The following is a 15,583-nucleotide window of genomic DNA, read 5'->3' as shown; positions in this document are numbered from 1 at the left end:
GCGCCCTGGCCACGGCGTACTCAGGTAGTCCGACGTCATCAATCGGAAGGCAGCCATGAGGCCCAGCAAGCAGCAGAACAAGGAAGCGTCGGCCAGGAACGGCGACCCGGAAGACCTGTGGCACGCGATGGCCCGCCTGCACGCCACCCATCCCGATCCGGTCGGCCTTGGCTGGCGGTTCGAGCGGCCGGCGGCACGGCTGTCGATCGTGAAGCCGGAGGACATCGTCCTCTCGGCGCGGGTGGAACTGTTCGAGGGTGAGCCGGTGCACAGCCTTCACGACGTGCTCGACACGGTGACGCGCGACCTCGACAGGGGCAGCGGGTTCGGCGAGTACGCGCTCGTGCCCGAGGTCGCGCTGGAGCTCATGATCGGTGTGCGGGAGGAACTGCCGCTGCACACAGGCCACGTCGCAGGCATCACCCAGCTCGTGCGGGATGCCCTCGGCACTGTCGGCGCCCGCAGCACACCAGGGGGCGGCCTGTGCTTCCACTGCCAGGGGACCGGGCGTGCCCGCCCGCTGTGGGAGCGGTCGTTGTCAGCTGGCCACGACGTCGCGTAGTTCCCGTACGGCGCGTTCGTGGTGGTGCTGGGCGGGGATCGCCTCGTACAGGTCCAGGGCGCGGCGGCGGACCAGGCCGGTGCGGAAGTCGACGGGCAGCGCCGTCAGGGCGGCGACCGTACGGCGGCACGCCTGCTCGGTGTCGCCGTCGTGATGCGAGCACGCGGCGGCGTCGATGGTCAGCAGGGTGCGCGTCATGGTGCTGGTCGGCGCGGACAGCTCCAGCGCCCGCTGCTGGCTCTCGTTCGCGCGGCGGGTGTCCCCGAGGGTGGTGAAGGCGTGGCTGAGGTGCACGTGGTGTTTCTGCTCGCCGTACGTCAGCCACGTGTCCGACCGCTCGGACTCGGGGAGCCGGCCCATGAGGGCATCGGCGGCATCGAGCGCGGCGCGGGCCTGCTCGCTCTGGTGGTTGAGGGCGTAGGCGCGGGCGGCGACGGCGGCCGACAGCACCGCGGCGGCGGTCGGCCGGGTGCCGGCCGCCTGCCGGGCCTGGTCGGCGAGATCGGCCGCGGCCCTGGGGGCGCCGTAGTTGAGCGGCACCATCGCTTCCCGGGCGAGGACCCAGGCGCGCAGCTGGGGGTCGCCGGATTCGGCGGCGGCCCGGACGGCGGTGGCGAACCAGGCGCGTGACTCGCGGCGGCTGCCCAGGTCGTGCAGGACGATCGCGGTCATCCCGGCCATCTGCCCGGCCGTCCGGCACAGCCTGGCCCGGACGGGGGCGGGCTGCGGGACGGTGAGCAGTGGGCGCAGGGTCGTGAAGTCGGTGACCAGGTCGGCCAAGACGCGGGTGGGGGCCTGGCCGTGGTAGCCGTATCCGTAGCTTTCGGCTGCGGCCTCGAGGTCGGCCAGGTCCTGGGGAACGTCGGGGGAGAGAGTCTGGTCGACGTCGGTCCGGGCGGCGGTGAGCGCGGCGATCGCTGGTGCGGTGAGGCCGGCGGCCAGCGCGCCGCGCAGCAGGTTGCGGCGCTTCATCGGATCTTCTCCATGGTCGGACTCCGTGCTGAGAACGGCGGTGTCCTCCCAGGGTTGCGCAGCAAGCCCCAGTAGGGCACCGGGAATGCGCAGTCCGCCGGCGATTCGCTCGACAGTCGTGAGGGCGGTGACAGCCGTGGTGCCCCGGGCGATCTGGCTGACGCGATCTGCCTTGAGCGCGCATGCTTCGGCGATCCGGTTGAAGGAGATCCCCGCCTCGTGGGCCATCGCGAACACCGTGGTGAAGTCCCGCTCACGCAGCGCCCGGACGAACGCGGAGTCGGTCAGCAGGCGGTGCGGCACTTGGGCGGGTGACGGCGGTAAGTCGTCCACAAGGCCCCCAGAAATCTCGTGGAATGACAGTGCGTCAGCGCAACGACCATACCCACAGTGGGGGCCCCGTCACGGGGTTATCGCCCGTGTTGTTCGCGGCTGTACTGGCGGTGTTCGCGGCCGTGGCTATCCAGGGCCCGGCCGACCGATCAGGAGGAGGGTCCTCATGCAGAGTCCCGCCACACCCCCGCCCGCCACGTCCGGACCGTCGACGGGCGGCCTGGTCCGCTCCCGCCGGTCGATCGTCGCCGCCCGGGGCCGCAACGCCATCCCCTCGGACGGCGGCGGTACCGGCAAGAGCGACGGCAACGACTGACGGACCGGGAGCCCTGACGCGATGACGCGCCTGTCCATCGCGGCGTGCCTGGGCGAGGACTTCCTCGCCCAGGCACTGCACCGCGAACACCGCCACGTACCCGGCGCCCTCGATGTCGCCGGGATCATGACCTGGGACGACCTCAACCAGATCCTCGCCGCGCACCGGCTGGAGCCGCCGCGCATGCGGCTGTCCCGCGACGGCGAGACGCTGCTGGTCGGCGGCTACACCACACCGGTCGCCACCCGTCGCCACACGGTGTGGCACCGCCTCCACCCGGCCGAACTGCACGCCCGCCTGAAGGAGGGCGCCTCTCTCGCCCTGGACAGCGTCGACGAACTCCACCCGCCGATCGCCCGCCTCTGCGAAGCGATCGAGCGCGAGCTGCACACCCGCGTACAGGCGAACCTCTACGCCTCATGGAGCGCCACCGAGGGCTTCGGCGTTCACTGGGACGATCACGACACGGTCATCGTCCAGCTGGACGGCGCGAAGCGGTGGCGGATCTACGGCACCACCCGCCCGTACCCGCTCTACCGCGACATCGAGGACCCCGGCGAGGCGCCCACCGAGCCGGTCGCCGACCTGGTCCTGTGGCCGGGCGACGTCCTGTACGTGCCGCGCGGCGTGTGGCACGCCGTCTCCGCCGACCAGGGCACCCGTTCCCTGCACGTCACCTGCGGCCTGCAGACCCACACCGCGACCGACCTGATGGCGTGGGTGTCCGAGCAGCTGCTCACGCACGAGGACTGGCGGCGAGACCTGCCGCTGCTCGCCGCACCGGACGTCCAGGCCGACGCCGTGGACGGGATGCGCAAGCGGCTCGCCGAACTGCTGGACGACCCGACGCTGCTCGCCCGCTACCGGGCGGCGATGGACGGACAGGCCGTGGGCCGGATGGTGCCGAGCCTGCCGTACATCGACACCGTCCCCGCCGACGGCGGTCTGCGGGTGAGGCTGACGACCGCCCGCGCGGTGCTGGAGGTCGGCGAGGACGCGGTGACGCTGTCCGCCGCCGGGAGCACGTTCGAGTTCGCGCCCGCGGCGGAGGCGGTGCTGCGCCCGCTGGTCGACGGCAGGACCGTGGACCTGGCCGCGCTCGCCGTTTCGGCCGGCCTCGCCCTGGAGGACGTCGTCGGGCTGGTCCAGGAGCTCGTTGCCGGGCAGGCCGCGACGGTGGGGAGTCTCCTGTGACGGCACAGCTCGCTCTGGGCACCTACCGGTGCCGGGCGATCCCGGAGGCGGCCGTCCGTGCGGCCGCCTCCGGCGCGCAGTGGATCGACACCGCCCCCAACTACGCCACCGGCCAGGCGCAGACCCTCCTGGCCCCGGTCCTGGCCGCCCGCCCGCACCTGCGCATCGCCACGAAGACCGGGTTCTTCACCGCGGCCACCGGCGACGACGCCGTGAACGACGGTGTCCTCACCGAGGACCAGGCCGTCGCCGGGCACAGCCTCGCCCCGGACTTCGTGCGCTGGCAGATCCGCCGCAACCGCGCCCAGCTCGGGCGTGACCGGCTGGACCTGGTCCTGCTGCACAACCCCGAGCGCGCCCACACCGGCGACCGCCCCGCTCTGCACGGCGCGATCCGCGAGGCCTTCGCCGTCCTGGAGGAAGCCGTGGCGGCCGGGCACGTGAGCGGGTACGGCATCGCCACGTGGGCGGGCCTGGAGGAGGAGGCGTTCACGGTGGAGGACCTGCTTGCCCTGGCCGGTGAAGCCGCCGGGGGAGAGCAGCGCCACCACCTGGTCGCGCTCCAGATGCCGGTCAGCCTGGTGATGATGACGCCTATCGTCCAGGCCCTGGACGGCCGGGGCCCGCTACCGGCCGCCGCAGGCGCGGGCCTGCGGGTGATGGCGTCCGCGCCGCTGCACGGCGGGGAACTGCCCGGCATGGTCGACCAGGAGCTCGCCGACCTCATCCGGCCGGGCCTGACCCCCGCACAGGCGTGCGTCCTCGCCGTCGCGTCATGCCCAGGAGTGACGGACGTCCTTCTGGCCGCCTCCGATGCGCCACACTGGAGGGAGGCGGCTGACGCCGTTGCTCAACCCTCCCTGACCGCCGCCAAGTTGCGGGAGATCACTGGTGTACTCGCCTCCCCCTGACCCGGACACCGAGCGCCGCATGCGCGCCCACTACGCCCGAGCCGCGCAGGCCCTGGACGTACGAGCCGAGCCGGGCGGGGAGTTCTGGGGTTGGGCCGGGCGCACCCTGGGTGCCCCGGCCCGCACCGCCGCCGACGCCCCGGCGTGGCTCCGGCTGGTGTCGGCCCCGGAGGACAAGGCGTCGGGGAAGCTGTGGGATGGAGCCTTCGACGCACAGCACGCCTTCGGCGACCTCGACGGCCACAGGCCCGCACTCCTGGGGGTGCACGACGCTTTCGACGATGGCACCGCCTACCGGGCGGAGCTGTCGGCCCGCGTCGATGAGCCGGTCGTGTCCGACGACCCGATCCTTCAGCGCGACCTCTCATTGCCGGGCTCCTGGTGGAACGACCTCGCCGGGACGCTGGAGAAGGTGTCGGCCGTTGACACCGACCGCGTCGCCGTACGACAGCAGTACATCGAGCGAGCCATCCCCGAGTTCGTGGGCATTCCCGCCCCGGATGTCAGCTGCTGGACAACAGCCCATGCGGATCTGCACTGGGCGAACCTCACGTCGCCGCTGCGCCTGCTGGATTGGGAGTCATGGGGGCAGGCTCCGGAGGGTTTCGATGCGGCGACGCTCTATGCCTACTCGCTGCTCCAGCCAGACACCGCCGCCCGCGTCCGCACTGTCTTCCCTGTCCTCGGCAGCCGGGCCGGCCTTGCCGCCGAAGCGACCGTGTGCGCGCAGATGCTTCAGACTGTGAACCGCGGCGACAACTTGGTCCTCGAAGACCAGCTCCGGAACTGGGCTAAGGAAATCCGCCAGCGCTGAGTCCGTCGTACCGGCGTCCTGTATGCGCAGACGACGACGGCCCGCTCCTGGTGGGAGCGGGCCGCAAGGTGGCGCCGGTCAAGCCGTGTGCTCGCGATCGAGCAGCATCACGGCGTACAGCGGGGAGTCCGGGAACGGCTGGCGCTCGCCGACCTTCCGGTACCCCCAGCCCTCGTACAGCGCCTGGAGTCGAGGCCGTTTGGTGTCCACGGTGAGCACGGCCAGGGCCTCCGTCCGGTCGGCGAGCAGTGCGGTGTGCAGCCGTTCCCCGAGGCCCTGCTTGCGCCATCGCGGCCGGAGCATCAGTTCCGAGACGGAGAACGTCGACGGGTCGGCCGGCTCTTCGGCCAGGTACTCGCGCCACCATTCGCGTCCCGGCTCGCCCGGGGCCCCGTAGGTGAACCCGACTGGTTGCCCGCTCTCGTAGGCGACCACGCACGCGAATCCTTCGCGGCCTCCCCAGTGATCCACGAACCAGGGGAAGCGCTGGACGAACTCCTCGTGCCGCCGCTCGAAATAGGCGTCGGCGTGGACATCGAGCAGGGTCTGCCGGATGCCGGGCAGGTCGTTGTGTCCGTAGCTGCGCAGGTCGATGGCGGGTGCCGTGGTCACGCGGAGCTCCATTCGGATCGGTAGCGGTCGGCCCACTCGCGCGCCACGGTGGTGGCGGGCGCGAGCGTGAGGAGATCACGGTAGAAGTCGCCGAGAAGGACGCGCAGGCGGCCGGGCAACGGGCCCCCGGACATCAGGATGAAGGCGTCCTCGGTCGTGGCGCAGGCTTGTTCGGCGTCGCCCTGGTGGAGCTGGGCGATGGCAAGGTCCACGATTGTCATCGCGCGGTTGCGCCGGTACGTCGCCGGGAGCGTGGCCAGGGCACGGTGGGAGGCTGCTTCCGCCTCCGCGGGCTGACCGAGACGGCTGCGGACGATCCCGGTCAGGGCGTGCAGCTCTGCGGGCCCGTAGAAGGCGACCCATGCCGGGCGGGGCCGGGGCTCGGCTCGCGTCAGGGCCTCTTCGGCGTATCCGATCGAGCGGACGGCGGCCTGTCCGTCGCCCCGGTAGGCGTGCCCCACTGCGGCACGGGCGTGTGCGAGGGAGCCGAACAACGGGTCGCGGCGCGTGATCGCGCAGGACTGGGCTGCCTGGGCTGCTGCTACGCCTTCGGCGTGGTGACCGAGCTGGTGCGCGAGGATCGAGGTGGAGTTCCACACCCGCATCAGTGCCACGGGGTCCTGCGACAGCCCGGCGAGTCTGAGCGCTTCGTTCACGTGCAGGCGGGCGTGATCGAGCTGGCGGGCGTCGATGCACGACCAGGCGGCGGCCGTGGTGTAGTCGGCGGCGACACCGAAGAGCCGTTGCCGGATCGTCTGCGAGGCGGACCGGTCCTGTAGGCCGACGGCCTCGGCTGCGCCGGCGAGCGCGGCGCGTTCGAGAGCGGCGTGCCCGCCGTGTTGCTGATCGAGCAGGGTGAGCTGGTCTAAGCCCTCTCGCAGGCGGATCACGTCGGAGGTGCCCACGGCGGTGGAGCGGGTGTCGACGGCTGGCAGGGCGGTGGCGGCGAGCGCGGACGTGGCGGCGGTGCAGAAGCGGCGGCGGAGCATGGCGTCTGGGTCCTCGTAGGGCGGTGCGGGCATGCCCGGGGGATAGAAGCCGAGACATGCGGGTGTGCATCCGAATACTGCCGTCAGGGCGTCTCGCTGGCGCTGGTGCGGCCAGCGGGATTTTCCGGTTACCCAGTTGCGGACCGTACGGTCACCGACCGTTCCCTTGTGACCGGCCGCCTTCAGCTCATCGTTCACCCGGTCGGCAAGCGGACCCTGCTTGAAGGCGTGTTCGATCATGTGGGCCTGCAACCGGAAATTTCCTTCCACACACTCACCGTAGCCGCGTGATCATGCAGCGTGGAGGAGTTGCGCGGATCCCACCCTTCACAAATTTCCGGTCACCGCGAGTAGCAACGACCGCACTTTTCCTACCTGTTGATCGCGCTCCGGCGTTGGACTGGACAGGCGCTCTCCGGTGAACGCCGCAGGCGCCGGCGGCCGTCTCTCGTTCCCCCGTGGGAGATGGCCGCCATCAGCTTCCCGACCGCGAGCGCGAGGCACCAATATGACGACGCGCAGCACGCAGCCCTCTCCCGGCGCCTATGTGGACGCCCCGGCGATTCACCGCGAGCGGCTGAGCCCGCAGCAGATCGCAGGTCACTCGTGCTGCTGGTGCAGTGGGACCCCGGACCCCAGGTACCCGGTGCCGATACTGCGCGGGGACACCCTGCTCGCCTGCGACCCGTGTGCGTCGATGTACGGCGTCCCGGCTGTTGAGGTCGACCAGTGAACGACGCCGACGACTTCGCGGTCGCGCTGGACCACTGGACCGCCCGTGACTGGACGGAGTACCGGGAACGGGTTGAGGACGGCGAGGGCAGCGCGAGGGCGATCGACGCCATCCAACGGCGCCGCCGTCGCCGGGGACAGAACGAGCAGGCGCAGGAGAGCGCCAAGTGACCGGCGCAACGGTGCCCCGCTCAGCAGGGGTGGGTGACCTGGTCCGCGACACCTCCCGGGACTGTCAGGCCGTGCTCACCGACGTACGCGCCGGACTCCCGTACCTCCGCCTCCAGTTCGGCAGCACCTTCACCGAGCCCTGGCCCGCAACGTGGGAGTCCGTCGAGCTGATCGCCAAGCGCGGCACCTGGGAGGCGTCGTGACGGGCGGCAGGCACAGGGCGCCGACCTCCGACGGCCGTACGGCGGGCGCGGTCCTCCTCGGATCCCTCGCGGCCGGCCTCGCGCTGGCAGGAATCGAGGTCAGTGCGGCGTTACGGGCCGGTGCCGCGCCGGTCGGCGTTTCTCGGCCGGATGCGCTGGCGCCGGAGTCCGCGGACAGCCACCTCACCGACCGGCCCGCGCCGCACACCGACCGGTACGGCACCCGGCCTCCAGTCGCACCGAACTCCGACGGGGCCGGTCATCTCCCAACGACCCGTTGAAGGGAACCTCCTGACGTACGACGTGAGGCCCGGTCCACCCAAGAAGGGGAAGCGATCAGCCCGCCCATCCGATGTCACGGACCTCGATCGCTCCGGCGTGCGGCATGTACTGGATCCAGCACCGCCGTCCGAACGCCTCCCGGATCTCCTCCACCGAGCCCGGGTCACGGACGTCGGGCCAGGCCCGCGGATCCATCCGCGCGACTTCCACGAGCGCCATCACCTCCTGGCGGGCCCGGTCGCTGGGCAGCTGCGCCATGACCTCCACCGCGAGCTCCTCCACCACCACGCCGTGCCGCATCCCGCACACCCCCGTCTGATCGACTCGGGCAGCAGCGTACGAAGGAACCCCCGATCGCGTTCCGGCCTGTGGATAACCCGCGTCCGTGCTGCTCAACGGCCCCGGAGCACAGCCCAGATCGCGTCGACGTGGGGCCGGACGAAGGCCTGCGCCCGCTCTTCGGCCTCAGCGTGCTCTTCGGCGGTCAGGACCCGCCGCACGCACAGTTCGGTGATCTCGACTTCGTACGTCCGGTAGTCGTCCGCGGGCCGGGGCAGCAGGACGGGGTACAGGTGCCAGCCGTGCGCGGTCGCCCGCCACAGCTGGCGGTCGGCCTCGGTGAGGGTGCCGTAGTGCTCGATGAACATCGCTACGACGTCCGCGGTGAAGTACGTCGACGGCCGGTCGCCGGCCTCACACCCCGGGCAGTCGTCCTTGCCGGTGCACGCCGCCAGGCGCCGGTCGTAGCGGGGCGGCCAGAAGCGGGGGTGGGCGCGTTGCTGGGTGTAGGTGCGGCCGACGGGGCGGCGGTGGACTTCGACGTGGCCGTCGGCCTCGAGGCGGCGCACTGCCCGCCGTATGGCGGCGCGCTGGGCGTCGGTCGGCTGATCGACGCCGTAGACGACGCGGGCGAGGCCGGTGATCGAGGCGGCCAGCGGGGTGCCGTCGATGGTGCTGCGCCCGCCGGGCTCGCTGCGCACGTACGCCAGCACGGCCCGCTGCACTCGCCCGAGTCCTCGTGACACGCCTCCAGTGTCCCGCTCCGCCCGGGTCTGGGAAACGAGCGCTTACAGCCTTCGCCGGGGTGATCGGAGTGAAGACGCCGGGCATCTCAGCAACGAACGCTTATGCCGCGCCGACGGTTGTCGGCGGGCCCGGGGACGACGAAGCCTCCAGGACCCGGGCGGGGTCCTGGAGGCTCATCCCTTGCTCCGCAGGCACTGCTCAACGAGCGTGGCCCTGACGCCGTCACGCGGCAGCGGGCTCCTCCACAGGGTCGAAGGGGCTGGGGTAGGCGGCCATCTCCTCCAGCCGCCTGATGACGGCCTCCGTATCGCCCAGGGCCCGGTGACCGCCGCCCAGCTTCTGCCAGGTGTAGCTGCCGAAGTAGTCGTGCCAGTCGCCGAAGAAGGTGGCGTACTGCTCCATCGCGCACTCTTCCCACACCTGCGCGTCCAGCCAGGCCTGCGCGGCCTCGTGCCGGTGGCCGCCGTAGCGGGGGTGCTTGGTGAAGTCGACCGTGCCCCGGGCCTGGTGGTGCAGGTGGAGCTCCCACAGCAGCCGGCCGGTGTCGTACTCCCGGTTGTAGATCACGATCCGGCGCCCGGCGAGGGCCTCGGTGAGGCGGGGGAGGATTTCGGAGAAGCTGGGCGCGCCTTCGACCATGGCGTCGGTGATGCCGTGAATCGCTGTGGCCTCCGCAGGGATCGGCTCACCGCCGGGGTTGAGCAGCGTGTCGAGCAGCACCGTCCCGGACACCGTGGTGACGGCGATCTCCACGATCCGCGACGTCGCGCTCAGGCCGGTCGTCTCGGAGTCCAGGACCGCGTACGCGTCCGGTTCGGCGAGGATCTTCTGCGCCCACGCGATGGTCGGCCCGAGGTCGCCCCATCGGGCCCGGTCCGCCCGCCGCTGCGCCTCCACACGCTCGCGTTCGATCTCCTGGTCACACGCGGCACAGTGCCAGTCGGCCATCGCCTGCTCGCGCCCGCTCATTGCCGCCCACACAGCGCGCGGGAACAGCTGCACCAGGCACCGCCGACAGGACCGTTCCACCAGCGACAGTGCCACCCGCCGTCCGCGCTCAAGACGTTCCTCGCACGCCAGACACATCCCGTCGCCCCAGCTCCTGGCGGGCGCTGGCGTCCGGAAGACGGTGCCGCAGTCCTGGCACGTCCGACGGCGCAGATCCGCCCGGCGCCGGGCCTCCCGGTCCTCGCACACGCCGCACAGCCCCCACACCGGGACCGGGAACACCTCGCCGCAGTCGGTGCAGGTACGGCGCGCCTGCATCTGCCGGCGCTGCAGAGCCGACAACGGCCGCATCTTCACCGACTGCTCCGGGTCCCACAGAGCGATCCGGGTCCCGTACCAGTGGGCGTAGACGTACGCGGACGGCTGCTGTCCCGCAGCGGGCTTGCGCCGCACCGCACCCAGTTGGGCCTTTGACCGCAGGTACGCCGGCGCCCTGCCGCTCGCGTACACCGGCACTCCCTTCACGAACTTCAGCGGCTTGCCCCGGGCCGCCCGCTCCGGAGCGACGTCGTTCTCCTGGCCCGCCGACGCGGTCAACACCTCGTTCACGAATTGCCTCCTTCGGCCTAGCGGCGACCAACCGCAACGAACCGTGACATAACTCATGAATTAGCGTCAAGTGCTAAGAAAAACAGGCAAGTTGGGCGTATGCCCTTAGATACCCGCTCGCGTACGCGAGGGAAAAATTCACCCGTCCAGGCGTCCGGCTGAGCCCGGGAGCCGCCAGGGCGTGGTCGGCAGTGCCCCCACAGGCCCGACCATGAGGCAGACCACGGCGGGCGAGACCCCCGACCACGGCGCCGGGCGGGGAGTGTCCGAAGTGACACAAGATTCGAACAAGCGATCTAATGCCGGTATGGACGTGACCGACTTCCCCGACGACCTGGTGCAGACGCAAGCCGCCTGGCACGCCACCTACGACGCGCTCGCCGAACCCCGCCCTCGCGACACCACCGCCCTGCGCCGCCGCCTGCTGCTCCTGTCCGTACGGCTGCGGTGGCACCCGTACTGGGAGACCGTCCCCTCAGCGGCGGCGGCCCGCTCCGAGCTGCGCCACCTCGCCCGCGCCCACGGAGCCGTCCGGGCCGCGTGACCGGCCGTCCCGGTCGACCAGGAGCACGGCGTTGCGCCGGAGGTTGCGCCTGTCTGTTGCGCTGGGTGTTGCGCCAAGGGTTGCGGTAGGTGTTGCGCGGCCCGCAGGAACGCCCCCGCGTCAGTGCAGGTCACCGCGCGGGTTTGCCGTGGTCGGCCCGCTGACATCCCCGTTGCGGCTGCTCTGCCCATGTCCCCTGGCTGGTGTGAAGGAGGAAGGGACGGGCGGGATGGGCGGCGCGGCCACGGCCGGGGATCGGGGCGCGCTCAGCCGGTTGCGCGTCGGCGGTGGCCGCCGCGCCTCGCCGCCGTCAGCCCGGCGGCGGAGGCCGGGACGGAAGTCGCCTGCGCCTCGATGCTGTCCTTCCGGTGCCGAGCCCCACCAAGGGGTGAGGCGGGAGAGTCCCGCCGGATGGAGGTACCGCTGTGATCGTCCGACTCCTGGGCGGCCCGCTCGCCGATCGCGAACTCACGATCACCGACGCCCCGTGGACCGGAGGCTGGCTCACCGCCGGTGACACCGACTGGGGCCTGTACATCCCGGTGCACCGCGACCCGGCGACCGGCACCGTCCTGGCGGAGGCCCGGGTCACCGTCCCGCGTCGCCGGTAACGGCCCACCAGCGCCGTGACGCACGAGACCCCGGGCCTTGTCGGCGGGCCCGGGGTCTCACAGCGGCGGGGGACCGGTCAGAAATCGTCCCCGTAGCCCTCCCGCTCGGAGGGCGGCCCGAACCGCTTGATCGACCAGCAGGTGCAGGTGCCGCCCTCGTACAGCTCCTTCTCGCACTCTTCGTGGTGCTCCTGCACCGGCCGCCTCGTAGGGGTCGCTGCCGACGGCGCGGACTGCGGGGCGGCCTCGGTGGCCGGGGCCGGTCCCGCCCAGTCCATGCCCAGCGCGGCGAGGGCGGCGAGCTGCTCCGCGGTGAGCTTGTCGCGCCTCGACTTGGTGTTCGAAAGCCATACCCCGAGTTTCACCGACACCGGCTCCGCCTCGCCGTCGACCGTGATCTCCACGACCGCGCTGCGCGGGACGGCCCGCTGTCCCTCCTTCTCCACCCACTGCGTCAGGGCGGCCAGGCCTCGCTGGAACGCCGCCTCTGCCTTGCTCCCGGTCGGACGCGCTCCCTTGAGTGCGGCCAGCGCCGGAGTGAGCTCCGCCGGGGCGGTGGCCGTCACGGGGAGGGCGGCGCCCTGTACGCCCAGCGCGGTCAGCCGCTCGCGCTGTTCGGGCAGGAGCTGCGCCCAAGTGCCCACCTCCTGCTGCCGCCACCTCCAGGTGCCGATGTCGTCGCCGTCGTAGACGACGCCCGGCGCGATGTAGGGCAGGACACCGTCGGCGTCGACCAGGTCGGCGAGGACCCGGTAGTGGCGCTGCCAGCTCAACGGCCACGGGCAGTCCCAGTCCTGGTCGATCGCCGTCAGCTGCGCCGCGCGTTCCGCCGCGCGCTTCGGGTCCTTCCCGAGCCCGCCCTTCCGCCGGAGGTTGGCCATGTGCTGCCCGATGGGCACCATCGCCTCGCCCTCACCCCAGACCGCGTCCTGACGCGGCGCAAGGTGCCCGGTGGCCCGCCGGAAGGAGCGGAGCGCGGCCAGCTTGGCCTCCCACGCCTCCTCGCCCGGCTCCCAGAGCATCCCGGCCTCCGGAGCGTCCAGCAGCGTCTTGCGCCGCTCCTCCAGCTCACCCGCCCGCAGCGCCTTCCGCTGCTGGTGCACCCACCGTCCGAGGGGGAAGTCCTTCGTGACGCCGACCTCGACCTCAACGTCATACGGGACGGCGTAGACGCCGGTGATCTGGTTCTCCGCCCTCCAGCGCAGCAGGGCCTGGTAACCCTCCAACCAGACGAGGCTCTCCGGCCGGTACACCCGGGTCCGTAGGAACGCGGCGATGGTCGCGGCGTCCCGGGGAGAGGAGAAGTGCAGCAGCGCGGACTCGGCAGCGGCGTCGGTGGCGTCCTGCTCCTGGTCCTCGCCGTCGCCCTCACCGCCGGCCCCGACGATCCGCCCGTCCTCGTCACGCTGGACATGGACCTTGCGCTTGCCGCTGGTGAGCGCACGGGAAGCGAGCTGCTCGACCAGACGTTCGTCATGCGAACGCAGGCCCTGGAGGACCGCCACAAGAGGGCGGAAGCTGGCACTGGCGACCATGTCCGTCGGGTCCTCGTTCGGCTCCAGGAACACCGGCACGATGATCCTGGCCACCTTCGTGCTGCCGTCCCTGTTGAGCCGGAGCGCGCGGCCGATGTTCTGCACGATCTCCACCTGGGAGCCGCGGGTGTCCGCGAAGCAGATCGAGTCGACTCCCCGCTCGCCGGTGATGTCAACGCCCTCACCGAGCACGCGAACGCTGGCGAGGAACGCCCGGTGCACCCGGCGCCCGGCGGCGTCGATGCCGTTGGCGAACTGGCGCAGCGCCTCCCGGCGTTCGGCCACCGTGTGGTCGCCGCACAGCCACGCCGACCACACCCGGTCCGGCGGGACGTGGCGGCCGGCCTCCAGCTCGTAGAACTCCGCGTCGATCGAGGACTTCGGCAGCTTGTCGGCGGCGGCCAGGTCCTCATCGGAGGCATCGTTGACGTACAGCTCGGCTGCCGTCTCCGGGAGCTTGTCCGCGAACGCGGCGGCCTCCTCCACCTTCTGGTGGAACGTCATGACCGTACGGAGGTTGTACGCGGCGGCGTGCTCCAGGAGCGCGGTCTGCAACAGGGCCAGGCGCCGGCCCCGCCGCGCCTCCTCCGACTCCCCGATCACGGGGGAGGGATCGCGGATCTCCAGGACGTCGATCTCGAACCCGGCGAGGATCTCCCGCTCGATCGCCTCGCTCAGCCCGAGCTCCGCGAGCCACGCGCCGTACGTCCCGTTCGGGTCGTCGGCCATGGTCGCGATCTCCGCCTCCTGGCCGTCCGCGCCCTTCTGCGGGCGGGCAGCGGCGAGGATGCGCGGCGTGGCGGTCAGGTAGAGCCGGAAGTCCGCCGGGATACGGGCGTTGTCGTGGATCGCTGCCCACGGGCGGCCAAGATCACCAGCGGTTCCGTGGGCCTCATCCACGATGGCGAGGTGGAAGCCGTCCATGCGCTGCCCGTAGAGCCTGTCTCCGCCCGCCAGAGCGGCCTCCAGCGGCCCGCGAACCTTCCGCTGGCCCATGGGAGCGTCGATGTCCTCGCGGTCCACGAGAGAGGCGTACGTGGCGAATACGACCACGGGCCCGGACCTGGACCACAGGGCGAGCTGGATCGGGTTCGTGGTGGTCCGCACGCCCAGCGCGTTCAGCACCGAGTCGTTCTCCAGCGAGCACACCGCGACCATCGGGGCCCGGTGGCCCACCAGGCGCCACGCCTGGGCGGTCTGGGCGAGCAGGTCCAAGGTCGGCACGGTCACGAGGATCCGGCCGTCCGCGAACGACTCCAGCGCGCACGCGGCGGCCGTGATCGTCTTGCCCGAGCCGGTCGCTGACACGATCGTGCCACGGGCACCCTGCGGGGGCACAGATGACCTTGCAGGGAATCCCACCCACCTGCGAAACGCGGAGCGCTGATCTACCTGGTGTTCCTTGAGCTGAATCGCTGACATTCCATGCCTCTCCGAGCGCTGAATTTCCGTTGGTCTTTCAGAGGGCCGCGTGCGGAATGCAGGCCGCACCCATGTCGTTCCAGATCGACGCATCCGCCTTGTGCCAGCCGCCCGGCTTTCCGTCCTTGAACGGTGGCTTGTCGTCCAGGTCGTAGTGCCCGGCATCGAGCGTGCAGACGATGACGTCCCCGTCGCTGTTCACCGTCCGCGCGGTGCACAGGCCGCCGGATTCACCCAGCGCCTCCAGCACCCGGCGCCGCGCCGTGGTGTGCGGATGGGTGCGCGGCAGCACGTTCTCCCGGACGAACTTCTCCAGCCGCACCAGGTCGGCCCGCTCACGCTGCCTCACGTCCGCGATGTGTACGGCCAGTTCAGCGGCCCCGGCCGACCGGCCGCCGCGCCGGGACCACTCCCGGTCCGCGATGCCCACTAGGGCCTCGCTCACGGCCGTCACGCCGTCATCCCAGCCGTCCGAGAACAGCGGGTCCCGAGAGGCCGGCGCCATGCCGCCCAGCTCCACCACCTGGCACTGCGCCCCGGCGACCGCCCCGGCCTCCAGCGCGGCCACCAGGTCGTCCGCCTCGCTCGCGGGTACGCCGTGCGCTTCCAGGAGCGCGAACACCTTTAACCGGGCGTTGACGCCCGCCGTCTGGTATTGCGTCACCCGGCGCACAGAATCGCTGCTCAGCGCGGGATCAGGTCCGGTAGATTCGTGGTGACCGATCATCTGCGGTCGTTCCTCTCGGAATTTCGGGGAGGTTCCCGGGTGGTTGGGTGGTGTCCCGTGTTTCCGCCAA

At 71.6% G+C, this 15,583-nt stretch carries 20 protein-coding genes; 12 read left to right on the top strand and 8 right to left on the bottom strand.

Annotation, left to right across the window (positions count from 1 at the left end; translation table 11 throughout):
- Window positions 1–55 precede the first annotated feature (55 nt).
- Entirely contained in the window at window positions 56–562 is a 507-nt protein-coding gene (locus tag AOK24_RS28255) for a hypothetical protein (RefSeq protein ID WP_055722879.1), read from the top strand.
- Here AOK24_RS28255 and AOK24_RS28250 read toward each other — a convergent pair.
- On the bottom strand, window positions 539–1,867 hold the full coding sequence (locus AOK24_RS28250) for an NsdA family TPR-like regulatory protein (protein WP_055722878.1): 1,329 nt from the start codon (window positions 1,865–1,867) through the stop codon (window positions 539–541). The two genes, AOK24_RS28255 and AOK24_RS28250, sit on opposite strands and share 24 nt — an antisense overlap.
- 166 nt (window positions 1,868–2,033) lie before the next feature.
- Between AOK24_RS28250 and AOK24_RS49310 the strand changes: the two genes are divergently transcribed.
- Genes AOK24_RS49310 through AOK24_RS28235 form a run of 4 tightly spaced genes read left to right on the top strand, consistent with a single transcriptional unit; the run spans window position 2,034 to window position 5,102 of the window.
- Window positions 2,034–2,183 carry a hypothetical protein gene (locus AOK24_RS49310; protein WP_167362005.1) on the top strand — a complete coding sequence of 50 codons (150 nt, stop codon included), beginning with the start codon at window positions 2,034–2,036 and terminating at the stop codon, window positions 2,181–2,183.
- 21 nt (window positions 2,184–2,204) lie between these two features.
- Complete coding sequence (locus tag AOK24_RS28245; protein WP_055722877.1) at window positions 2,205–3,377, top strand: ribosomal protein uL16 3-hydroxylase; 1,173 nt, start codon at window positions 2,205–2,207, stop codon at window positions 3,375–3,377.
- Window positions 3,374–4,288, top strand: a complete 915-nt coding sequence (locus AOK24_RS28240; protein ID WP_055722876.1) for an aldo/keto reductase — start codon at window positions 3,374–3,376, stop codon at window positions 4,286–4,288. Before AOK24_RS28245 ends, AOK24_RS28240 begins: the two co-directional genes overlap by 4 nt.
- Window positions 4,289–4,307: 19 nt before the next feature.
- Window positions 4,308–5,102 carry a hypothetical protein gene (locus AOK24_RS28235; RefSeq protein ID WP_240554159.1) on the top strand — a complete coding sequence of 265 codons (795 nt, stop codon included), beginning with the start codon at window positions 4,308–4,310 and terminating at the stop codon, window positions 5,100–5,102.
- 78 nt (window positions 5,103–5,180) lie between these two features.
- Here AOK24_RS28235 and AOK24_RS28230 read toward each other — a convergent pair whose 3' ends face one another.
- Entirely contained in the window at window positions 5,181–5,714 is a 534-nt protein-coding gene (locus tag AOK24_RS28230) for a GNAT family N-acetyltransferase (protein ID WP_420876701.1), read from the bottom strand.
- Window positions 5,711–6,736 carry an NsdA family TPR-like regulatory protein gene (locus AOK24_RS28225; protein WP_240554157.1) on the bottom strand — a complete coding sequence of 342 codons (1,026 nt, stop codon included), beginning with the start codon at window positions 6,734–6,736 and terminating at the stop codon, window positions 5,711–5,713. Before AOK24_RS28225 ends, AOK24_RS28230 begins: the two co-directional genes overlap by 4 nt.
- Window positions 6,737–6,871: 135 nt before the next feature.
- On the opposite strand from AOK24_RS28225, the gene AOK24_RS52355 reads away from it, so the two are divergent.
- The 5 genes from AOK24_RS52355 (at window position 6,872) to AOK24_RS48715 (ending at window position 8,090) form a co-directional block, all read left to right on the top strand.
- The gene (locus tag AOK24_RS52355) at window positions 6,872–6,994 is read left to right on the top strand and encodes a hypothetical protein (protein ID WP_276206860.1); all 123 of its coding nucleotides are present in this window, start codon (window positions 6,872–6,874) and stop codon (window positions 6,992–6,994) included.
- Between the two features lie 217 nt (window positions 6,995–7,211).
- Entirely contained in the window at window positions 7,212–7,436 is a 225-nt protein-coding gene (locus AOK24_RS28220; protein WP_055722872.1) for a hypothetical protein, read from the top strand.
- Window positions 7,433–7,606 (top strand): hypothetical protein, encoded by a 174-nt coding sequence (locus tag AOK24_RS48725; RefSeq protein ID WP_159052012.1) that lies wholly within the window; start codon window positions 7,433–7,435, stop codon window positions 7,604–7,606. The genes AOK24_RS28220 and AOK24_RS48725 overlap by 4 nt, the downstream gene beginning before the upstream one ends.
- Complete coding sequence (locus AOK24_RS48720; RefSeq protein WP_159052011.1) at window positions 7,603–7,809, top strand: hypothetical protein; 207 nt, start codon at window positions 7,603–7,605, stop codon at window positions 7,807–7,809. Before AOK24_RS48725 ends, AOK24_RS48720 begins: the two co-directional genes overlap by 4 nt.
- Complete coding sequence (locus AOK24_RS48715; protein WP_159052010.1) at window positions 7,806–8,090, top strand: hypothetical protein; 285 nt, start codon at window positions 7,806–7,808, stop codon at window positions 8,088–8,090. The genes AOK24_RS48720 and AOK24_RS48715 overlap by 4 nt, the downstream gene beginning before the upstream one ends.
- 55 nt (window positions 8,091–8,145) lie before the next feature.
- Here the strand turns inward: AOK24_RS48715 and AOK24_RS28215 are convergent, their stop codons facing one another.
- The 3 genes from AOK24_RS28215 to AOK24_RS49820 form a co-directional block, all read right to left on the bottom strand.
- A complete protein-coding gene (locus tag AOK24_RS28215) occupies window positions 8,146–8,391 on the bottom strand; it encodes a hypothetical protein (RefSeq protein WP_055722871.1) in 246 nt (81 codons plus the stop codon).
- Between the two features lie 92 nt (window positions 8,392–8,483).
- Window positions 8,484–9,116, bottom strand: coding sequence for a hypothetical protein (locus AOK24_RS28210; RefSeq protein WP_079057032.1), 633 nt, complete (start codon window positions 9,114–9,116; stop codon window positions 8,484–8,486).
- Window positions 9,117–9,339: 223 nt separating this feature from the next.
- Window positions 9,340–10,674, bottom strand: coding sequence for a 3'-5' exonuclease (locus AOK24_RS49820; RefSeq protein WP_055722869.1), 1,335 nt, complete (start codon window positions 10,672–10,674; stop codon window positions 9,340–9,342).
- A 307-nt stretch (window positions 10,675–10,981) separates the two neighbouring features.
- Here AOK24_RS49820 and AOK24_RS28200 point away from each other — a divergent pair, with 307 nt between their 5' ends.
- Together AOK24_RS28200 and AOK24_RS28195 are read left to right on the top strand one after the other, a co-directional pair.
- Window positions 10,982–11,218 (top strand): hypothetical protein, encoded by a 237-nt coding sequence (locus tag AOK24_RS28200; protein WP_055722868.1) that lies wholly within the window; start codon window positions 10,982–10,984, stop codon window positions 11,216–11,218.
- A 425-nt stretch (window positions 11,219–11,643) separates the two neighbouring features.
- Window positions 11,644–11,829, top strand: a complete 186-nt coding sequence (locus AOK24_RS28195; protein ID WP_055722867.1) for a hypothetical protein — start codon at window positions 11,644–11,646, stop codon at window positions 11,827–11,829.
- 77 nt (window positions 11,830–11,906) lie between these two features.
- Here AOK24_RS28195 and AOK24_RS28190 read toward each other — a convergent pair whose 3' ends face one another.
- Together AOK24_RS28190 and AOK24_RS46430 are read right to left on the bottom strand one after the other, a co-directional pair.
- The gene (locus AOK24_RS28190; RefSeq protein ID WP_079057031.1) at window positions 11,907–14,786 is read right to left on the bottom strand and encodes a DEAD/DEAH box helicase; all 2,880 of its coding nucleotides are present in this window, start codon (window positions 14,784–14,786) and stop codon (window positions 11,907–11,909) included.
- Between the two features lie 37 nt (window positions 14,787–14,823).
- On the bottom strand, window positions 14,824–15,450 hold the full coding sequence (locus AOK24_RS46430; RefSeq protein WP_055722866.1) for a hypothetical protein: 627 nt from the start codon (window positions 15,448–15,450) through the stop codon (window positions 14,824–14,826).
- Window positions 15,451–15,583 lie beyond the last annotated feature (133 nt).

Origin of the sequence: Streptomyces niveiscabiei (assembly GCF_001419795.1) — a bacterium.
GTDB classification, from domain to species: Bacteria; Actinomycetota; Actinomycetes; order Streptomycetales; family Streptomycetaceae; genus Streptomyces; species Streptomyces niveiscabiei.
Note: the sequence above shows the minus strand (reverse complement) of the source record. Positions and strands in the feature narration are given on the sequence as shown.

What these genes read in the sequence shown, in the direction of transcription:
- AOK24_RS28190 (WP_079057031.1), bottom strand. Translation starts at nt 14,786, where the DNA reads ATGTCAGCGATTCAGCTCAAGGAACACCAGGTAGATCAGCGCTCCGCG.
- AOK24_RS28255 (WP_055722879.1), top strand. Translation starts at nt 56, where the DNA reads ATGAGGCCCAGCAAGCAGCAGAACAAGGAAGCGTCGGCCAGGAACGGC.
- AOK24_RS28200 (WP_055722868.1), top strand. Translation starts at nt 10,982, where the DNA reads ATGGACGTGACCGACTTCCCCGACGACCTGGTGCAGACGCAAGCCGCC.
- AOK24_RS28245 (WP_055722877.1), top strand. Translation starts at nt 2,205, where the DNA reads ATGACGCGCCTGTCCATCGCGGCGTGCCTGGGCGAGGACTTCCTCGCC.
- AOK24_RS49310 (WP_167362005.1), top strand. Translation starts at nt 2,034, where the DNA reads ATGCAGAGTCCCGCCACACCCCCGCCCGCCACGTCCGGACCGTCGACG.
- AOK24_RS28220 (WP_055722872.1), top strand. Translation starts at nt 7,212, where the DNA reads ATGACGACGCGCAGCACGCAGCCCTCTCCCGGCGCCTATGTGGACGCC.
- AOK24_RS28225 (WP_240554157.1), bottom strand. Translation starts at nt 6,736, where the DNA reads ATGCCCGCACCGCCCTACGAGGACCCAGACGCCATGCTCCGCCGCCGC.
- AOK24_RS28215 (WP_055722871.1), bottom strand. Translation starts at nt 8,391, where the DNA reads ATGCGGCACGGCGTGGTGGTGGAGGAGCTCGCGGTGGAGGTCATGGCG.
- AOK24_RS28235 (WP_240554159.1), top strand. Translation starts at nt 4,308, where the DNA reads ATGCGCGCCCACTACGCCCGAGCCGCGCAGGCCCTGGACGTACGAGCC.